Source organism: Leucobacter sp. PH1c (assembly GCF_000633415.1).
Taxonomy (GTDB): Bacteria; Actinomycetota; Actinomycetes; order Actinomycetales; family Microbacteriaceae; genus Leucobacter.
Genome location: NZ_AYMV01000028.1, coordinates 72,488 through 87,336 on the forward strand (window position 1 = coordinate 72,488; position 14,849 = coordinate 87,336).

At 72.6% G+C, this 14,849-nt stretch carries 7 protein-coding genes; 1 reads left to right on the forward strand and 6 read right to left on the reverse strand.

From position 1 onward, the window contains the following. Positions 1–21: 21 nt before the first annotated feature. Positions 22–2,655 carry a MucBP domain-containing protein gene (locus U874_RS14340; protein ID WP_157834248.1) on the reverse strand — a complete coding sequence of 878 codons (2,634 nt, stop codon included), beginning with the start codon at positions 2,653–2,655 and terminating at the stop codon, positions 22–24. A 232-nt stretch (positions 2,656–2,887) separates the two neighbouring features. Between U874_RS14340 and U874_RS0110040 the strand changes: the two genes are divergently transcribed. Further along, positions 2,888–3,163 (forward strand): hypothetical protein, encoded by a 276-nt coding sequence (locus U874_RS0110040; RefSeq protein ID WP_025134412.1) that lies wholly within the window; start codon positions 2,888–2,890, stop codon positions 3,161–3,163. A 530-nt stretch (positions 3,164–3,693) separates the two neighbouring features. Here U874_RS0110040 and U874_RS14345 read toward each other — a convergent pair. The 5 genes from U874_RS14345 to U874_RS0110065 all read right to left on the reverse strand — a co-directional run bounded on the left by U874_RS14345 (position 3,694) and on the right by U874_RS0110065 (position 14,844). Further along, positions 3,694–6,309: a helix-turn-helix transcriptional regulator gene (locus tag U874_RS14345; protein ID WP_025134413.1), complete on the reverse strand. Its 2,616-nt coding sequence runs from the start codon at positions 6,307–6,309 to the stop codon at positions 3,694–3,696. Positions 6,310–6,414: 105 nt separating this feature from the next. Beyond that, the gene (locus U874_RS0110050) at positions 6,415–7,404 is read right to left on the reverse strand and encodes a class C sortase (protein WP_025134414.1); all 990 of its coding nucleotides are present in this window, start codon (positions 7,402–7,404) and stop codon (positions 6,415–6,417) included. Between the two features lie 94 nt (positions 7,405–7,498). After that, the gene (locus U874_RS0110055; protein WP_025134415.1) at positions 7,499–9,046 is read right to left on the reverse strand and encodes a SpaH/EbpB family LPXTG-anchored major pilin; all 1,548 of its coding nucleotides are present in this window, start codon (positions 9,044–9,046) and stop codon (positions 7,499–7,501) included. A gap of 92 nt (positions 9,047–9,138) precedes the next feature. Further along, positions 9,139–12,993: a collagen binding domain-containing protein gene (locus U874_RS0110060; protein WP_025134416.1), complete on the reverse strand. Its 3,855-nt coding sequence runs from the start codon at positions 12,991–12,993 to the stop codon at positions 9,139–9,141. Positions 12,994–13,080: 87 nt separating this feature from the next. After that, positions 13,081–14,844: a sigma-70 family RNA polymerase sigma factor gene (locus tag U874_RS0110065; protein ID WP_025134417.1), complete on the reverse strand. Its 1,764-nt coding sequence runs from the start codon at positions 14,842–14,844 to the stop codon at positions 13,081–13,083. Positions 14,845–14,849 lie beyond the last annotated feature (5 nt).

Sequence of the window (14,849 nt, forward strand, 5' to 3'; positions counted from 1 at the left end):
GCGCGGCGATCCGGCTGCGGGCTACTCCCCTGCGCCGGTACCGAAGCGACGCCGGCCGAGCACGATGACGCCGCCGGCCACGAGGAGCGCGGCTCCCGCAGCGCCGAGGATCGACCAGCCGACGCCCGAGCCGGTCTCGGCCAGCGGGCCGCCCGGCTTTGGCGCCTGGGGGTCGACCGGGGGCTTCGGATCGACGGGCGGCTTCGGGTCGATCGGGTCCTGCGCCCGGTAGACGTAGGTGACCACCGTGGGCGCCGCGGCGATCGTGCCCGCTGGCGCGCCCGTGACCTTCACGAAGTCGTACCCGGCGAACGCGAGCTGCTTCGTGGTGTACGCGCTCCCCACGGGACCCGACTGCGGGATCGGCGCCCGCAGTTCGGCGCCCTGCTCCGTCTCGTACTTGGCAACGACCGTGCCCGTCTCGACGGGCGGCACGTCGCGGCTCGTGTAGTGGAAGACGACCGTCGCGGCGTCCGCCGCGAACACGCCCGTCTCGGCGCCCTCGACCCGCACGAAGTCGTAGCCCGTGAAGCTCTTCCGCTCAGCCGTGTAGTCGCTGCCGACGGGGCCGCTCAGGATCACGTCGTCCGTGAGCTCGTCGCCGTTCTCGTCGAGGTAGCGCACCGTGACCTGCCCCTCGGCGGCGGGCGCATCGCGCCACTGCGCGAAGAGCCTGAGGTTGCCCGCGGGGATCGCGATCGAGCCAGCCGGGAGGAGCTCGGCGCCCGGGTCGGCCGAGGTGCTCCATCCGGCGAAGACCTTTCCGGCCGGGGCGACGGGCGGTGCGGGCTCGGGATCGATCTCGGATCCCACGGGGCCCAAGTGCCACACGCGCACGGCGTCGTCGCGCTGCACGATGCGCTGCTGCCAGAGCGTCGGATCGAACGGCGCGTCCACGGCGTCGGGCCAGTCCCCGCCGTTCGGGTCGAAGCGCACGAACGCCTGCTGGAGGGCGCCGGCGTCGCCGTCGACGGGGAACGCGCGCTGATCGACGGTAATCCCGTCCGCCGCCGCGCCGAGGTTGTCTGCGGCGCCCTCGAGGAGCAGATCTCCCGTCGTGCCGTCGACCCGGTCGTTCGGCGCGATCATCACGGTCTGCACCACGCGCTGCTCCACGCCCGCCCGCACTGTGCTGCCGTTGTCCGCGAGCTGCGGGGTCTCGGTTCCGAAGGCGGCGGTCTTCGTGAGCCCCGCCGGGAGGGCGACGCCGCTGTCGACGCCGACGTTGAGCGAGCGCACGGTGTCGACGTCGTAGGGCACGGCCACCGGTTCGGCCGGCTGCGCCTCGGTCGTCTCACTGTCGGGGATCTCGATCCCGTCCGTTGCGGCGGCCTCGCCCGGGAGGAACAGGCCACCGCGCGCCGAGACCTGGGCGGAGGTGCTGTTCACGGGGTTCCCGCTGCCGTTGCGCACCTCGTTGCCGAGGAAGAGCGTGTGCGAGACGGTGAGCGGCTGCGCCTTCAGGTACTGCGAGTCGCCGTACATCGAGATGGCCGCGCCGCGCTGGCTGAGGAAGGAGTTGCCCTGCAGCGCGAGGTTCCCGACGAAGGTGCTGTTGAGCACGGTGAGCGGCGTGCCGAAGGCCTCGATCGCGCCGCCGCCGCTGTTGTCGTCGTAGGGCGTCTGGAGCCCCTCGGCGACGTTGTCGGCGAAGGTGCTGTTGCGGATCTCCACGGAGGAGCCGTTGCCGGACTGTGCGAGGATCGCACCGCCCTCGTCGCCCGCGGAGTTGCCCACGAACGTGCTGCCCGTGATGAGCGTGGCGCTGTTCTGCGCCCCCGCGATGGGGCGCTCCGACAGCGAGATCGCGCCGCCATCGCTGAGCGACGCGTTGTTCGACGCGATCGGCACGCGGTTGCCCTCGAAGATGCTGTCGTGCACGTTCAGCACGCCCGTGACATTCGTGGAGCCCATCTGGTGGAACGCGATGGCGCCGCCGCGGGTGGTCGACAGGTTGTCGGCGAACACGGAGCGGCTCACCGTGAGCTGGGTGCCGCCGGTCGCGAGGATCGCGCCGCCCGAGTAGCCGGACTGGGTGCCCCAGTTCTTCCGGAACGTGCTGTCCTCGATCGACGCGACGATGCCGGCCGGGAGGCGGATAGCCGCGCTCGATCCCGAGCGGTTGCCGAGGAAGCTCGAGCCGCTCACCGTGAGCTCGCCGACCCGATCGAGCGAGAGTGCGCTGGAGCCGTCGACTCCGGCGAAGGAGGAGCCGGTCACGGTCACGCGATCGGCTCCGGAGATGCCGAGGCCGCCGCCCGTGACGCCGCCGGGGTCTCCCGCGGGCTCCGCGGCGTTCGGCCCCTGGAACGTGAGCCCCGTGACCTCGACCGTGACGCCCGCGGCGCCCGAGAACTCGAGGTGCCGCCCGGTCGAGGTGGGTGCGAGCGACACGACCGTGCCCTCGCCCGCGAGCGTGAGTGCCACGTCGGCGGGGATCTGGATCGTCGGCGTCGCGGCGACGGGCGCGAAATCGGCGGCCAGGGTGATCGTCGCGGGACCGGCGCCGAGCCCGGTCACCGCCGTCTGCAGTTCGTCGACCGAGTGGACCGTGGCGTCGGCCGCGAACGCGGGAGGCGCTGCGACCAGCGTGCCCATCACGATGGCGGCGCCGAGCCACCCTGCTCCGACTCGGTACCGATTCCGCTGGCGCACGCTGCCCCTTTCAGCGGGCCCGCCGCGGTTCCGTTCCCGGGCGCGCTGCGGCCCCCGGGCTCGGATCGCGCCCTCGATGGCGCAGTCGGGGCCCACCCCCTCCGGAGCCAGCTTCGCGCCGATGCGATGAGTTCGTCAAGCCTTTTCTGGGACTTGCCCTTGACAGTGTCATGCGCGCGAACTTGAATGTGGGGAACTCACGTGTGGGACGCTCAGCGAAGTGGGAGGACGTGTGACCGAGGGAGTTCCTGCGCCGACCGGCGAGCCGCTGCTCCAGCACGCGGCAGAGCTGCTGATCGCCGCCTACCGAGACTGGTGCCGGCACGGCGAGGGCGTCGCCTCGCAGCTCGGCGCCGCCGCCTGCGCGGGCTGCTCCGCGATCTCCGAGGTGCACGACATGATGCGCCTCGTCGCCACGTCGACCTGGGAAGCCTCCGCGCTGCGCGCGCACTTCGAGCGGGAGCTCATCGGGCTCGGCGCGCTGCGCCCGCCGCGCTCAGCGGCCTGATCCCCGCGTGGTCCCGCGATTCTGAGCGTGCTGGGTCCCCCGGCTTCGCGACGGAATCCGTGGAGACCCGGCCTGCCACCGACAGATATGCAGATCGCGCCGGGGGGAAATTGGGGATCACGGCGCGGCTTCGATGTCAGGCCTTGCACTCGCGAGGCTAACCGGCCCCGCTCAGCGGTGTCAACCCACTGGCGGCGCGTCCCGGGAGCACCGCGCCGGAGCACAGCGCAGTGCTCCCGAGTGTGCTGTGGCCGGTCGGGGGGATGGGGGGATGGGGGTTCGACCGGCCACAGCGTACCCCGGCTTTGCCCACGTCCGTCGTTCCGCGAGCTCCACCGGAGCGTGAGATGCGAGCCTGGACTCGACCGAGGTCTTGCCCCTCCCTTCGCCCCTGGAACCCGGTGACTCGGGCTCTGTACGGTGCGTGGCTGCGTCTCAGGGACCACGGTAGGACCGCGGCCGGGCACGAGACGCAAAGTGAGTGCAGCCTCCGCTGAGTTGAGCACTGCGGCCCGCTCGCGCTGAGTGCATCACGCGCGGCCCTCAGCGTTCACCGGCGCCGACTCAGCCGGGGAGCCCTGCCCCCACTCGTGCACCGCATCGCCGACCTCGGCGCGCGAGCCGAGCCTCAGCTTCCGCATGAGGCGGTGCACGTGGTTCTCGACCGTGCGGATGCTGAGCACGAGCTCTTCCTGGATCTGACGATTCGAGAGCCCCGCCGCAACGAGCCGCGCCACCTCCTCTTCGCGCGGGGTGAGCGCCGGGCCGCGCCCGGCGGGCGGCATCCCGCCGGGCGCGCGTGCCAGCAGCTCGTCGAAGTCGCGGCGCGCGCGTGCGACCCGCGCCGCGAGCTCGGTCTCATCGCGCACGCTCGGGAAGCGCGCGAGCGCTCGCAGCGTCTCACCCGCGACGCCGTACTGCCCGGTCGCGATCGCGCCGGGGAGCGCATCGAGCGCGGCGTTCGCGTCCTCCCGAGCGCACGCACGCAGGGCCGCGAAGCGCGCATCGAGCAGCACGCTGCCGATCCCGCGCAGCCACCCCTCGAGCGTCGCCGCGCGCTGCTCGTCGAACTCGTGCCCGAGGCCGCGGAGCGCGCCGTGCGCCGCGGCCAGCAGGGCGCCGCGGCGGCGCAGTTCGATCGCCTCGGCCCAGCAGAGCTTCGCGGCCTCCGCGCGATCGTGCTCGCGCGCGGCGAGCTGAGCCGCGGCCCACGCCGGAGCGGCCCCGGGGAGTGCGGCGGCGGGGAGCGAGCGGCGCTCGAGCGCGGCCACGAACGGCCGCAGCTCCTCCGCCGTCCCGAGCGCGGCGACGATGCCGCACACCCGGATGCCGAGGTCGGCGCCCCGGGGAGAGAGCGGTGGCCCGCCGAGCGCGGCCCCCATCTCGCTGAGTCGGGCGATCCCGACGGACTGCCCGCGCACCACGAGCAGGAAGCCGAGCACCGCGCCGAAGAGGCGCATCCGCGCCTCGTCCAGACGGTCGCGGGCCGCGGTGAAGCCCGTGAGCGCGAGCCGCTGGGCGCGGGCGCCCTCGCCCTGCTCCAGCGCGATCCGGGCGGAGAGCGCCTGCGCCTCGGGCGCGAGCGCCCACTCGCCCTCCTGCGGCTGCGGCACGGTGCGGAGCGTCTCGCCCGCGGCGTCGACGTGCCCCCGGAGCAGCTGCAGCTCGGCGAGCGCGAGCTGCAGTTCTCCCCGCACGGCGGGCGTGGCCGCGGCCCGGCAGGCGGCGAGCTGGGCCTCGGCCCGCTCGGAGAGCGTGCCCCGATCCGCCAGGATCCCGATGCGCCCCGCCGCGAGCAGGCCCCGCGCGTCCGGCCCCGTGGCCTCCTGCTCGGCGCGCTCCAGCAGGGCGATCGCCGGCACGAGCCCCTCGTCCTCCGCCGCGACGAGCCGCGCCTCCCACACCCGCAGCCGAGCGCGCGCCGCGTGCTCGGCCCCCCGCTCTCCGGGGCCCCGGGGCACCGGAGCACGGGCGGCGGCCACGATCGCCGCCCGGATCGCTGCGGGTTCCGCGCGCTGGGCCGCGAGCCCCTCGACGAGCCGGAGGCCGCTCACCGCACTGCGGTGCTGCGCCCACGCATTCGTCGCGGCGCGGAACTCGCTCGCCCGGCGCTCGCTGATGCGGCGCAGCAGGATCGGGCTCGTGCGCTCGAAGCGCAGTTCGGGGAAGGGGTGCACCGGCTCGGGATCCTCCCACACGACGGGCTCCGGCGCCGCAGCTGCGGGGCGCCGGCTCCCCCGCAGGTGCTCCCCCAGGACCGGCGGCGTCACCGAGACCCAGCGCTGCGCCCCCGAGCTGTCGACCGAGACGAGCCCCGCACGCTCCAATCGCGTGAGCGCGGGCTCTCCGACGAGCTCAGCGGCCTCGTCCGCGGTCGCGACGCCCGCGGCGGCCAGCGCGGTGAGCGCCTCCGTGTCGTCGGCGCCGTCGGTAATCGCCGCCGCCGCCGCGCCGCGCACCATCGGCGCGAGGCGCGGACTCCACAGTTCGCCCGCGGCGACCCACCACTCGCCCTCCCTCCGCAGCCGTCCCTCGATCCGGGCGACCTCGGCGAGCGCCACCGCGAGTTTCACCAGCCCGCCCGACTTCGCGTAGATCCGGCCGAGGGCCGATGCCTCGATCGGCGCTCCGGCCGCCCCGTGGAGCACGGCGCCGACCTCTTCGAGGAGGAGGAGCGGCAGCGGCACGCTCACGGCGCGCGGTGCGCGCTCGATCAGCGTGGTCTCCCGATCGGTGAGCACGACGAGCGAGACCGGCGCCGAGCCGCGCAGGTGCGCGACCGCCGCGAGGAGCAGCGGGGTGAGCGCCTGCGGGCCGTCGGCGAGGAGGGTGAGGGAGCGGCCCCCAAACGCGCGCTCGATGTGGCCAGCGAGCTCGACGGGGCCCACCGCGCCCGCGGCCGGCAGTGCCCGATCCCGCTCGTGCAGCGCGGTGACGAGGGCGCTCGGCAACGGTCGCTCATCGCCGAGCGCGGGGAGGAGGAGACCGTGCTGGCCGGACTCCTGCAGCTCGTCGAGGAGCTCGCGCAGGAACCGGGAGCCGCCGTTCCCCCGCGGGGAGAGCAGCTCGACGTCGTAGCCCGAGGCGACGTATCGGCGCACGGTCTGCACCGTGCTCGGGCGCGGCTGGTAGGTGATCTTGCGCATCGTGGCCTCCTGGATCGACCCCCGAACCCCGTGGATCTCCAACGCGCAACGCCCCTGCGACGCCCTCCGCAGTCTACGGCGCACTCACCGCCGCGCTCGGCCCACTCAGCGACCGGGCTGGGGAGCGGCTCCCGCCGTGTCCGCGCGGCTCCGCCGCGGCGCCCGGGTGCTCCAGACGACGTAGCCGCCCGCGAGCACGATCGCGCCGCCGAGGCCCACGCTCCACCAGGGGAAGCCCGGCACCTCGGACACCGCGCCCGCGGCGGAGCGGTCGCGATCCGGCGTGGGGAGCACGCGCTCCCCCGTGACGAGGATCCGGTGCGTGTTCACGCCGAGCGGCGTGCACGTGATCAGGGTGACGAGGTCCTCGCCGGCCTCCTGGTGCAGCGTCTCGGTCTGATCCGGCTCGACGACGAGCACGTCGCGCACCCGGTAGCTCGCGACCTCGCCGAAGGTCTCGAGTGTGAACGTGTCGCCGACGGCGACCCGGTCGAGGTCCGTGAACATTCGCGAACTCGCGAGGCCGCGGTGCCCCGTGATCACGGAGCGGGTACTCTCGCCGCCGACGGGGAGCGACGTGCCCTCGAGGTGCCCGAGCCCGCGCAGCAGGGTCTCCTCGTCGGTGCCGTGGAAGATGGGGAGATCGAGGTCGATCGCCGGGATGCGCAGGCGCGCCATCACGCCGCTCGGGGTGACGAGCTGATCCCGGTAGGCGCCGCCGTCGCCCGTGACCTCGCCCGCGCCCACGGCGACGTTCGCCCCGGCCGCGACGAGCGCCCCCGAGGAGAGCGCTTCGTTGTAGCGCATCGCGTCGCGCACCTGCGTCGCCGCGTCCGGATCCGAATCGGCGACCTCGCTGCCGTACAGCCCCACGAGCGAGGATTGATTCTTCTGGGAGAACCAGGCCGCCGTGCTCGGGTACAGCATGATGCCGACGCCGAGCAGCCAGCAGACCACCGTGACCCAGGTCATGGCGCTCGGCCGGCGCCGCTGCGGTGCGGCGCCGTCCGAGCGGCGGCCCTCCCCCCGGCGAGCGCTGCGCACGCCGTCGGCTCCGGCGGGGATGACCGGGCTCGGTGCGGCGTGACGACTCATGTGCGCTCCTTCGGGAGTGGGGGTCGATGCGCGAGGGGCGTGGGGACGCCGCCCTCGCGCACCGACCGTGGATGGCGCGAACGCGCCGCTTGGGTTACGCCTCGCTGCGCTGGCGTCGGCGTGCGATCAGCACGGAGCCCACCGCGACGCCGGCGAGCGCGAGCCCGCCCGCGATCATCAGGGTCTGGCCGGCCGCGCCCGTGAGGGGCAGCTCGGGGACGCCCTGCTGGCGGTTGGGGATCTCGTTGCTGACGGGAACGGTCGTGACCTCGCCCGGGGTGACGATGACCTGCGTCTTGGCGTTGTCGCCCGTCGGGAGCACGAAGCCGTTCGGCGCCGCGATCTCCTCGAGCACGTAGCAGCGCTCGGTGAGGCCGTTGGTCATCGTGCCGCCGGCGAGCTCGTCATCGCCGATCCAGAGCCCGGGGATCACGATCGAGCCGTCGGCGCCCGAGGTGGCGACCAGCTCGCTGCCGTCGGTGCCGGTCACGGCCACGAGGTCGGTGTCGAGACGGCAGTCGGCCGCCTTCTGGCTCATCCACACGCGGAACTTCGCGCCGGCGAGGCCCGTGCCGGTCGCGTCGGCGTCGACCTTCTTCATCTTGACCTGGCCCCAGCGGGTCCAGACCTGCTCGGTGGGGGTGCCGGGGGTGCCGTCGCCGTCCAGGTCGAGGTCGTTCACGTTGACGAGCCCCTGGTTGGCGATCTCACCGTTTCCCAATGCCGTCACGGTGGCCTGGAAGTCGACCTGCACGAGGTCGCCCGCGACGAGCTTCGCGAGCGCGCCCGTGAGCTGCACCGTCAGCGTCGACTGCACGGGCGAGCCGGCCGTGGTCCACTGCGCGGTGTAGTCGCCCGCGGCGAGCGGGGTGCCGTTCACCGAGACGACGGGCGTCTTCGCGCCGGTCAGGCGGGCGTCGAGCGTATCCGTGATGGTGAACTTCGTGTAGGTGTCGCCCGTCACGGCCGGAGCCTGCTGCGAGATCGAGTAGCTCACCTCGGAGCCGAGCACGAAGCCGTTGACCGGCTGGTCCTGGATCGTCTTGTGCGGCTTGTCGCCCACGTCGTTCTTCGGGTACAGGTTCACGTCGTACACCCACGTGCCGTCGCCCTCGCCCTGGTTGACGCCCGGGGTGGGGATGGTGACGATGAACGGCTCGGACTTCTTCGTCACGCTCGCGGGAGCCGACTTCTCGCGCACGACATATGCGCCGAGGGGCATGCGCCCGCTCTGCGCGACGCCGTCGACGGTCGCGGGGAGCTCGGTGCAGCCCGAGAGCGTGTGCGCGCCGAGCGCGGTGCCCGTGCGGGCCCCGATCAGCTGCGCCTCGGTGACCGCGCGGACGGTGTCCCAGCCCGCGTTCGTCCCGTCGAAGAGGTCGATGCCCGTGATCGTGCAGTACTCGAAGACAACGCCGTCGATGGGCGCGGACGAGGGCGCGGTGCCCGTGCCGTCCGGGTTCATCGTGCCGCCGCCCGGGTTCTCGAACTTGTGCACGGTGAGGGAGCCGTCGGCCGTGGTGTCGATGTTCTCCGCGTACGCGGCCGAACCACCGGCGAACAACCCCAGCGCACCCACGGCGAGCGCCGCCGTGGCTGCGAGCCCGCGGCGCAGGGCGCGGGGAGCAGTGTTCTGAGACATGGGTATTCCTTTCTGAGCTACCGATGTTCGGCAGGTTGGGATCGCGCGGCCGCGGAGGTGCGGGGGCGCGAAGGTGTGTGGGTCTGGGTGAGTCAGCGCGCGTTCCGGGTGCGCACGGATCGTGCGACCAGGAGTGCGGTGAGCGCGAGGAAGGCGCCGCCGCCGAGCAGGAAGAGGAAGGATCCCAGGCCGCCGGTGAGCGGCAGCGCGGGCACCGCGACCTGGTGGTTCGTGATCGGGCCGACCGAGACGGGGCCGTCGCTGCCAACGGTCACGGCGACCGGATCGGCGAGTTTCACGAAGCCCGGCGGCGCCTGGGTCTCGACGAGGTGGTACGTCCCCGGCGGGATGTCCGTCAGGCGGAACGTGCCGGCGACCGGGTCCGTGTCGTGGCCCGCGCAGTCCTCGGCCGCGTCCGCGACGCAGTCCGTCACGGGGATCGTCGTGCCGCCAGGGATCGCGACGCCGGCGGCGTCGACGGGGATGAGCTCCCACGCGGATCCCGCGAGCCGGTCGCCCTCGGGGTCGACCTTCTCCCAGCTCACGTCGACGCCGGGGAGGAAGTTCACCACGTCTCCGAGTTCGTAGGTCCAGGTGGCGGGGTCGAGCTTGCCCGGGCCGATCACGACGCGGATCGGATCCTTCGCGATGACGTAGCCGTTCGGCGCCTTCGTTTCCGTGAGGTCATAGCTCCCCCACGGGATGCCCGCCAGGGTGAAGCGCCCGGGAGCCGCGTCGCGGTCCTCGCCAGAGCACGTGCCGGAGGTGCAGTCGGCGATCGTGCGGGGCCAGGCGCCCGCGGGCATCGTGCCGCCCGCGGGAACCACGGGGGTGAGGGTCCACTCAGAGCCCGCGAGCAGGTGCTGCGTGTTCGCGCCGTCGACCTTGCGCCAGCTGAGGTCCGGGGCGAGCTGCAGCCCGACCTTGGCGGCCTCGGTGGGGAGGATCGGCGAGCCGTCGGAGTTGCGGTTCGCGGCAATCGCGACGTTGTTCCAGGCGATCCCGGTGAGGTCTCCCCCGTCGGCCTGCGCGGGGAACACGCCGGTGAAGGCGTCGCCCGGCTTCCAGACGCGAGCGCCGAAGTCGATCCGGATCCCCGTAATCTTCGACCAGTCGCTCGGCAGAGCCGCGCTCCAGTCGTTCACGCAGCCCGCGGGAGCGCTCGTGAGCGCACCGCCGCCGTTGCCGGCGAGCTCGCCCCGGCAGGGATTCGTCGAGGTCGAGTACTGCACCACCGCGTCGGCGGGGAGCCCGGTCACGGGACCGGTCGCGTACACGTTGAACTCCGAGCCGCGGGCGTCCGCTCCGGGACGCACGCCGTGGTCGCCCACGCGGGGCAGCAGGTCGTAGGCCACGAAGTTCCGCATGTCGACGTTGCCGCTGTTGCGCACCGCGATGCGGTACTCGGCCGCGCCGCCGAGGTCGGTCGAGCCCACGCCGGGAGCCGGCACGAAGTCCGCGTCGTTCGCACCCTGCACGCTCTTCAGCGCCGACATGCTCGGGCCCTCGAGCACCGAGTACAGCTTCTCCGCGCGGCACCCGCTCGTCGCGTCGGGGCCCTGCACGCCGGTCTTGAAGTCGACGTCGCCCCAGGTGTTCGCGCCGCCGAGCTTCGTGGAGTCGGCGTAGCGGCTCGGCGAGGCGCACACGAGGAAGCCGTCGGCCGACTCGGCCGCCTGCACGAGGATGTTGTTCTTCGTGGTGGCCATGGGGCTGCTGTCGCGCACGCGGGCGTCGAAGCCCACGGTGATCTGCTGCTTGATGTCGAGGCCGCCGTCCGCGGGGACGTTCGGGAAGTCGATGACGACCTTCGTGCGGGTGACGCCGTCGACCACGACCTCGCTCACGGTGAAGCGCGGCTCGCCGAGCTTCGCGATCACCTGCGCCTCGGAGTTCGGCTGCCCGGAGAAGCTCAGCATCACGGGGTGCGCCGGATCCTTCGTGTCGAGCTGCAGATTCGTGGGCAGGATCTCGGTGACGGTCGGGGTGAAGGTGTAGCGCTTCCCGCTCCACCGCTGGCCATCCCAGTCGTCGCGCTCGGTGAGGACCTCGACCCGGGCGGGATCGCCGGGGCGCAGCGCCGCCTGCGCGCTCTTCTGCCCGTCGGTGAGGGCGATCTCGGGGTTGTAGACGCGCTTCTCGGCGTAGATGTTCACGATGTCGCGGGCGATCCGGGTGTAGCCGCAGCGGCCTTCCCGGTCGCTGTCGACGAGCGCGCCGTTCGTCGACATCTCGCCGCCGTTCCAGCGCACGGTGTTGTCGCTCGTGCAGTTCTCGACCGTCACCCAGAGCGGGTGCTCGGATGCCGGGGTCACCCCGACCATCGGGGTCGTCGCGCCCGTGCTCGTGTTCGTGAAGAAGTGGGGCTGGTACTCGCCGTCGGCGACCGCCTGCGAGTTGTCGAGCGGGATGTCCGTGCTCACGGTGCCGAACAGGAACAGCTTCCCCTTGGTGCCCGCCTTCATGGGGTTCTCGTCGAGCGTGAACTTCGTGATCCACTCGCCGGAGCCCATCGGGATCGGCTGGTTGCTGCTGAGTCCCGCGCAGGTGCGCACGGTGCTGTCACCCGCGGTGAAGCCCTCGGGGATCGTGCAGACGCCGGTGCGGCCCTGGTTCGTGGTCCAGTGCACCGTGAGCTCGGACATGCTGCCGTTCGACCCGAACGCGATGTCCGTGTAGGCCGGCGTTGCGCAGTCGGTGCGGTTCGGATCGCTCGGCGAGGTCCAGCCGCAGGGCAGCGTGTCCGCGAGCGACCAGGTGCCCGTCGCGTTGCCCGTGCCCTCGACGCTGAACGTGTGGAGGTAGCCGCGCACCCAGTCGCCGCCGGAGCTCTTCGCGCCGCGCCAGAACTGGCGGCTGTTGCCGTTCGCCGCGGTGTACGAGATGCCCTTCTGCACCGTGAACTTGCCGTCGGCACCGACGCGGAGTTGCAGGGGCTCGGAGTCCTCAGCCTCCACGGCGTCGTTGCGGAGCCAGGGCGTCGCGCTGGTCTTGGCCGTGTTCGTGTAGATCTCGTCCTGGTTCGCGCCGTCGGTGAAGGTCGCTGCGGGGTAGTTGACGGTGACCAGGAGCTCCTTGGCGAAGGAGGAGGCGTCGCACTTCGGCTGCCCGTTCTCCACCTTGAACGAGTCGCCGAGCGTCCACGTCACGGTGTGCGTCGCCGCGTCGTACACGCCACCGGCGTTCGCGCTGCGGAATACCGTGCCCGGCGGGAGGGTGTCGACCACGGTCTGGCCCTGCAGCCCCCAGATGCCGTTGACGTTGCACACGTTGCCGTAGAAGTCGTAGCCGCCCGCCGCGTTCCACTGCGAGGAATAGCCGGTGCGGATCAGGTAGGTGACGTCGCTGCCGACATAGGGGCGGGCATCCGTCGGTGCGTACTTCGTCTTGACGAGCTTCAGGTCCTGCTGGGAGGTGATCGTCACGGGGACCGAGGTCGCGGAGACGCCCTGCTGGCCGGCGGAGAACGTCGCAACCGGAGCGAGGGTGGTGCCGTTCGGCGTGACGTAGTTCTGCGTCTTCAGCACGACCGACGCCGTGCCCGACTGGCCGCTCGTCATCGTTGCGGGGAGATCCCAGACGATCTTGCGGTCCGCCCCGGTGCCCTCGATGCGCGCGGGCGAATCCACGCCGTCGATCTTCGCCGCCGTGTAGCTCGAGACCTCGAACTCCAGCGGATCCGGCTGCCCGACCGGGATCGACATCTCGACCCGACCGTTGTCGCAGCTCGCGTTGTTCGTGCTGCCGCACTGGAACGAGACCTCGAACGAGATGGTCTCCCCCGAGAGGATCGTGGTGCGATCCGGGCGGATCGACACCGAGATGTCGTCGGCTGCTGCGATGGCCGGGGTCCCCACCCCGGTGATCAGTACCAGCGCGCTCATGACCGCGGCAACGATGCCCGTCAGCACACTCTTGCGCCCTGTGGCGCGCCGCTTTGCGGCCATGTTTCATTCCCCCAAGAAAACTGATGAAAACCCCAGTGCAATCATTTCGGTGATTGCCTCTCACGGGAAGAGAGCGCAAGAAGAAACTTATGTGACGCGATTCGTGAAAAATTCTTTTTCCGTTGCGTGAGTCGACTCCGACGCACGATTCCGACGCCGCTGACGCAGCAGTATGACGGTTCCGGTTGCGACCCCGGCGAGCGCGAGACCCCCGCCCGCGAGCACGCCCCAGGCCCCGCCCGTGCGGGCAAGCCACCCCTCTGCCAGCTTCGTGTTGGGGACGACGACGGGCGCGGCCGCCGCGGGATCCGGAACCGATCGGGCGATCACCTCGGTGCGCGCCGAGGCGGGATCCGGCAGCGCGTACCCCTCGGGCGCCGCGATCTCCTCGAGCACGTAGCAGCGCTGCGTCAGCCCGTTCGACATCGTGCCGCCGCCGGTCTCGTCGTCGCCGACCCAGACGCCGGGCACGCGGACGAGCCCGCCGGGCTCCGACTCCACCTCGTACGGCCCGCCATCGGGCGCCGTGACCTCGACGAGGCCCGGCGCGTCGACGCAGTCGCTCGGGAGCTCGCTCACCCAGAGCCGGAAACGCGCACCGGCGAGCCCCGTCTCGGGAGCCGCCGCGTCGACCTTCACCGCGAGGAGCTCCCCCCAGCGCGACCACACCTCCGGCGTGAGTGCCCCCGGCGTCCCGTCGCCGTCCAGGTCGAGATCGTTGACGTTGACGTGGGCCTGATTCGCGAACTCCGCACCGTCGGGCGTCAGCCTCGTGACGCGCGGGGTTCCGGTGCTCGAGCCGGACTCGGCGCCCTCCCCGCCGGGACGGATCACGCCGGTTTCGGGGGCACCGGGCAACGCCGGGGCGTCCTCGTCCGCCGAAGCTCCGGGCCGCTCGCCGCGCTCGGCGCCCGAGCGGTGAGGTTCCGCCGGTGCGGCCTCGGCCGGAACCGGGAGCGGAGCGGGCGCGTGCGCCGGCGCCGCCAGCAGCATGGGCGCCGCGATCCCCGCCGTCACCGCGACGAGGCCGATCGACGCGGCCGCGACCGCCGTGGTGGCCGTCGCATGCCGCCGCCAGCCCGGGCTCGTCGCGAGCACGCCCGCGCTGACCATGCCGATCACCGCCGCCTGCTCGGAGAACCGCTTCCAGCGCGAGCGGCAGGCCTGGCACCCCTCGAGATGCTTCTCCGCCTGCCCGCGGCTGCGCCCGTTGCGCTTCCCCCACCGGATCTCGCTGAACTTCGCCACGCACGCCGCGCACTCCCCCGAGAGATCGCGCGTCGGGTGCATGCGCTTCAGCCACGATTTCTTGAGGCCCTCCCGCGCACGCTTCAGGAGCACCGAGGTCGAGTTGGGCGAGAGCTCGAGCTCCGCGGCGACCTCCTGCACCGAGCGGCCACCCACGTCCACCTCGAGGATCACCCGTTTCCAACGCAGCGGCAGGTCCTCGAGCGCGGCGGCAGCCGCCTCCTGCTCCTCGCGCTCCGAGATCAGCTGGCCGACGGCGGGCAGCGCCCCATCGATCACCTCGTCGAAATCGTCGACCCCGAGAGTGCGGCTCGACTCCGTCCAGCCGCGCGAGAGCTGCCGGGACACGGTGCGGAACAGGTAGGCGCGGAACGCCTCGGTCGGCCCGCCGCCCGAGAGGAGCGCGCGGTACACCGCGTCGAACGCCTCCGAGACGGCGTCCTCGGCCTGATCCGGATCCTTGCCGCGCGCCCACGCGAGCGCGACGGCGTGGTGCCGCTCCCAGAGCACTGCGAGCGGCCACGCCTCGCCCTCGCGGATGGCATCGCAGAGGACGGCGTCGGAGATCGTCCCCTCGCCCTCACCCCCGCGTGTGCTCGTCACAGCTG

What these genes read in the sequence shown, in the direction of transcription:
- U874_RS0110050 (WP_025134414.1), bottom strand. Translation starts at nt 7,404, where the DNA reads ATGAGTCGTCACGCCGCACCGAGCCCGGTCATCCCCGCCGGAGCCGAC.
- U874_RS0110055 (WP_025134415.1), bottom strand. Translation starts at nt 9,046, where the DNA reads ATGTCTCAGAACACTGCTCCCCGCGCCCTGCGCCGCGGGCTCGCAGCC.
- U874_RS0110060 (WP_025134416.1), bottom strand. Translation starts at nt 12,993, where the DNA reads ATGGCCGCAAAGCGGCGCGCCACAGGGCGCAAGAGTGTGCTGACGGGC.
- U874_RS14345 (WP_025134413.1), bottom strand. Translation starts at nt 6,309, where the DNA reads ATGCGCAAGATCACCTACCAGCCGCGCCCGAGCACGGTGCAGACCGTG.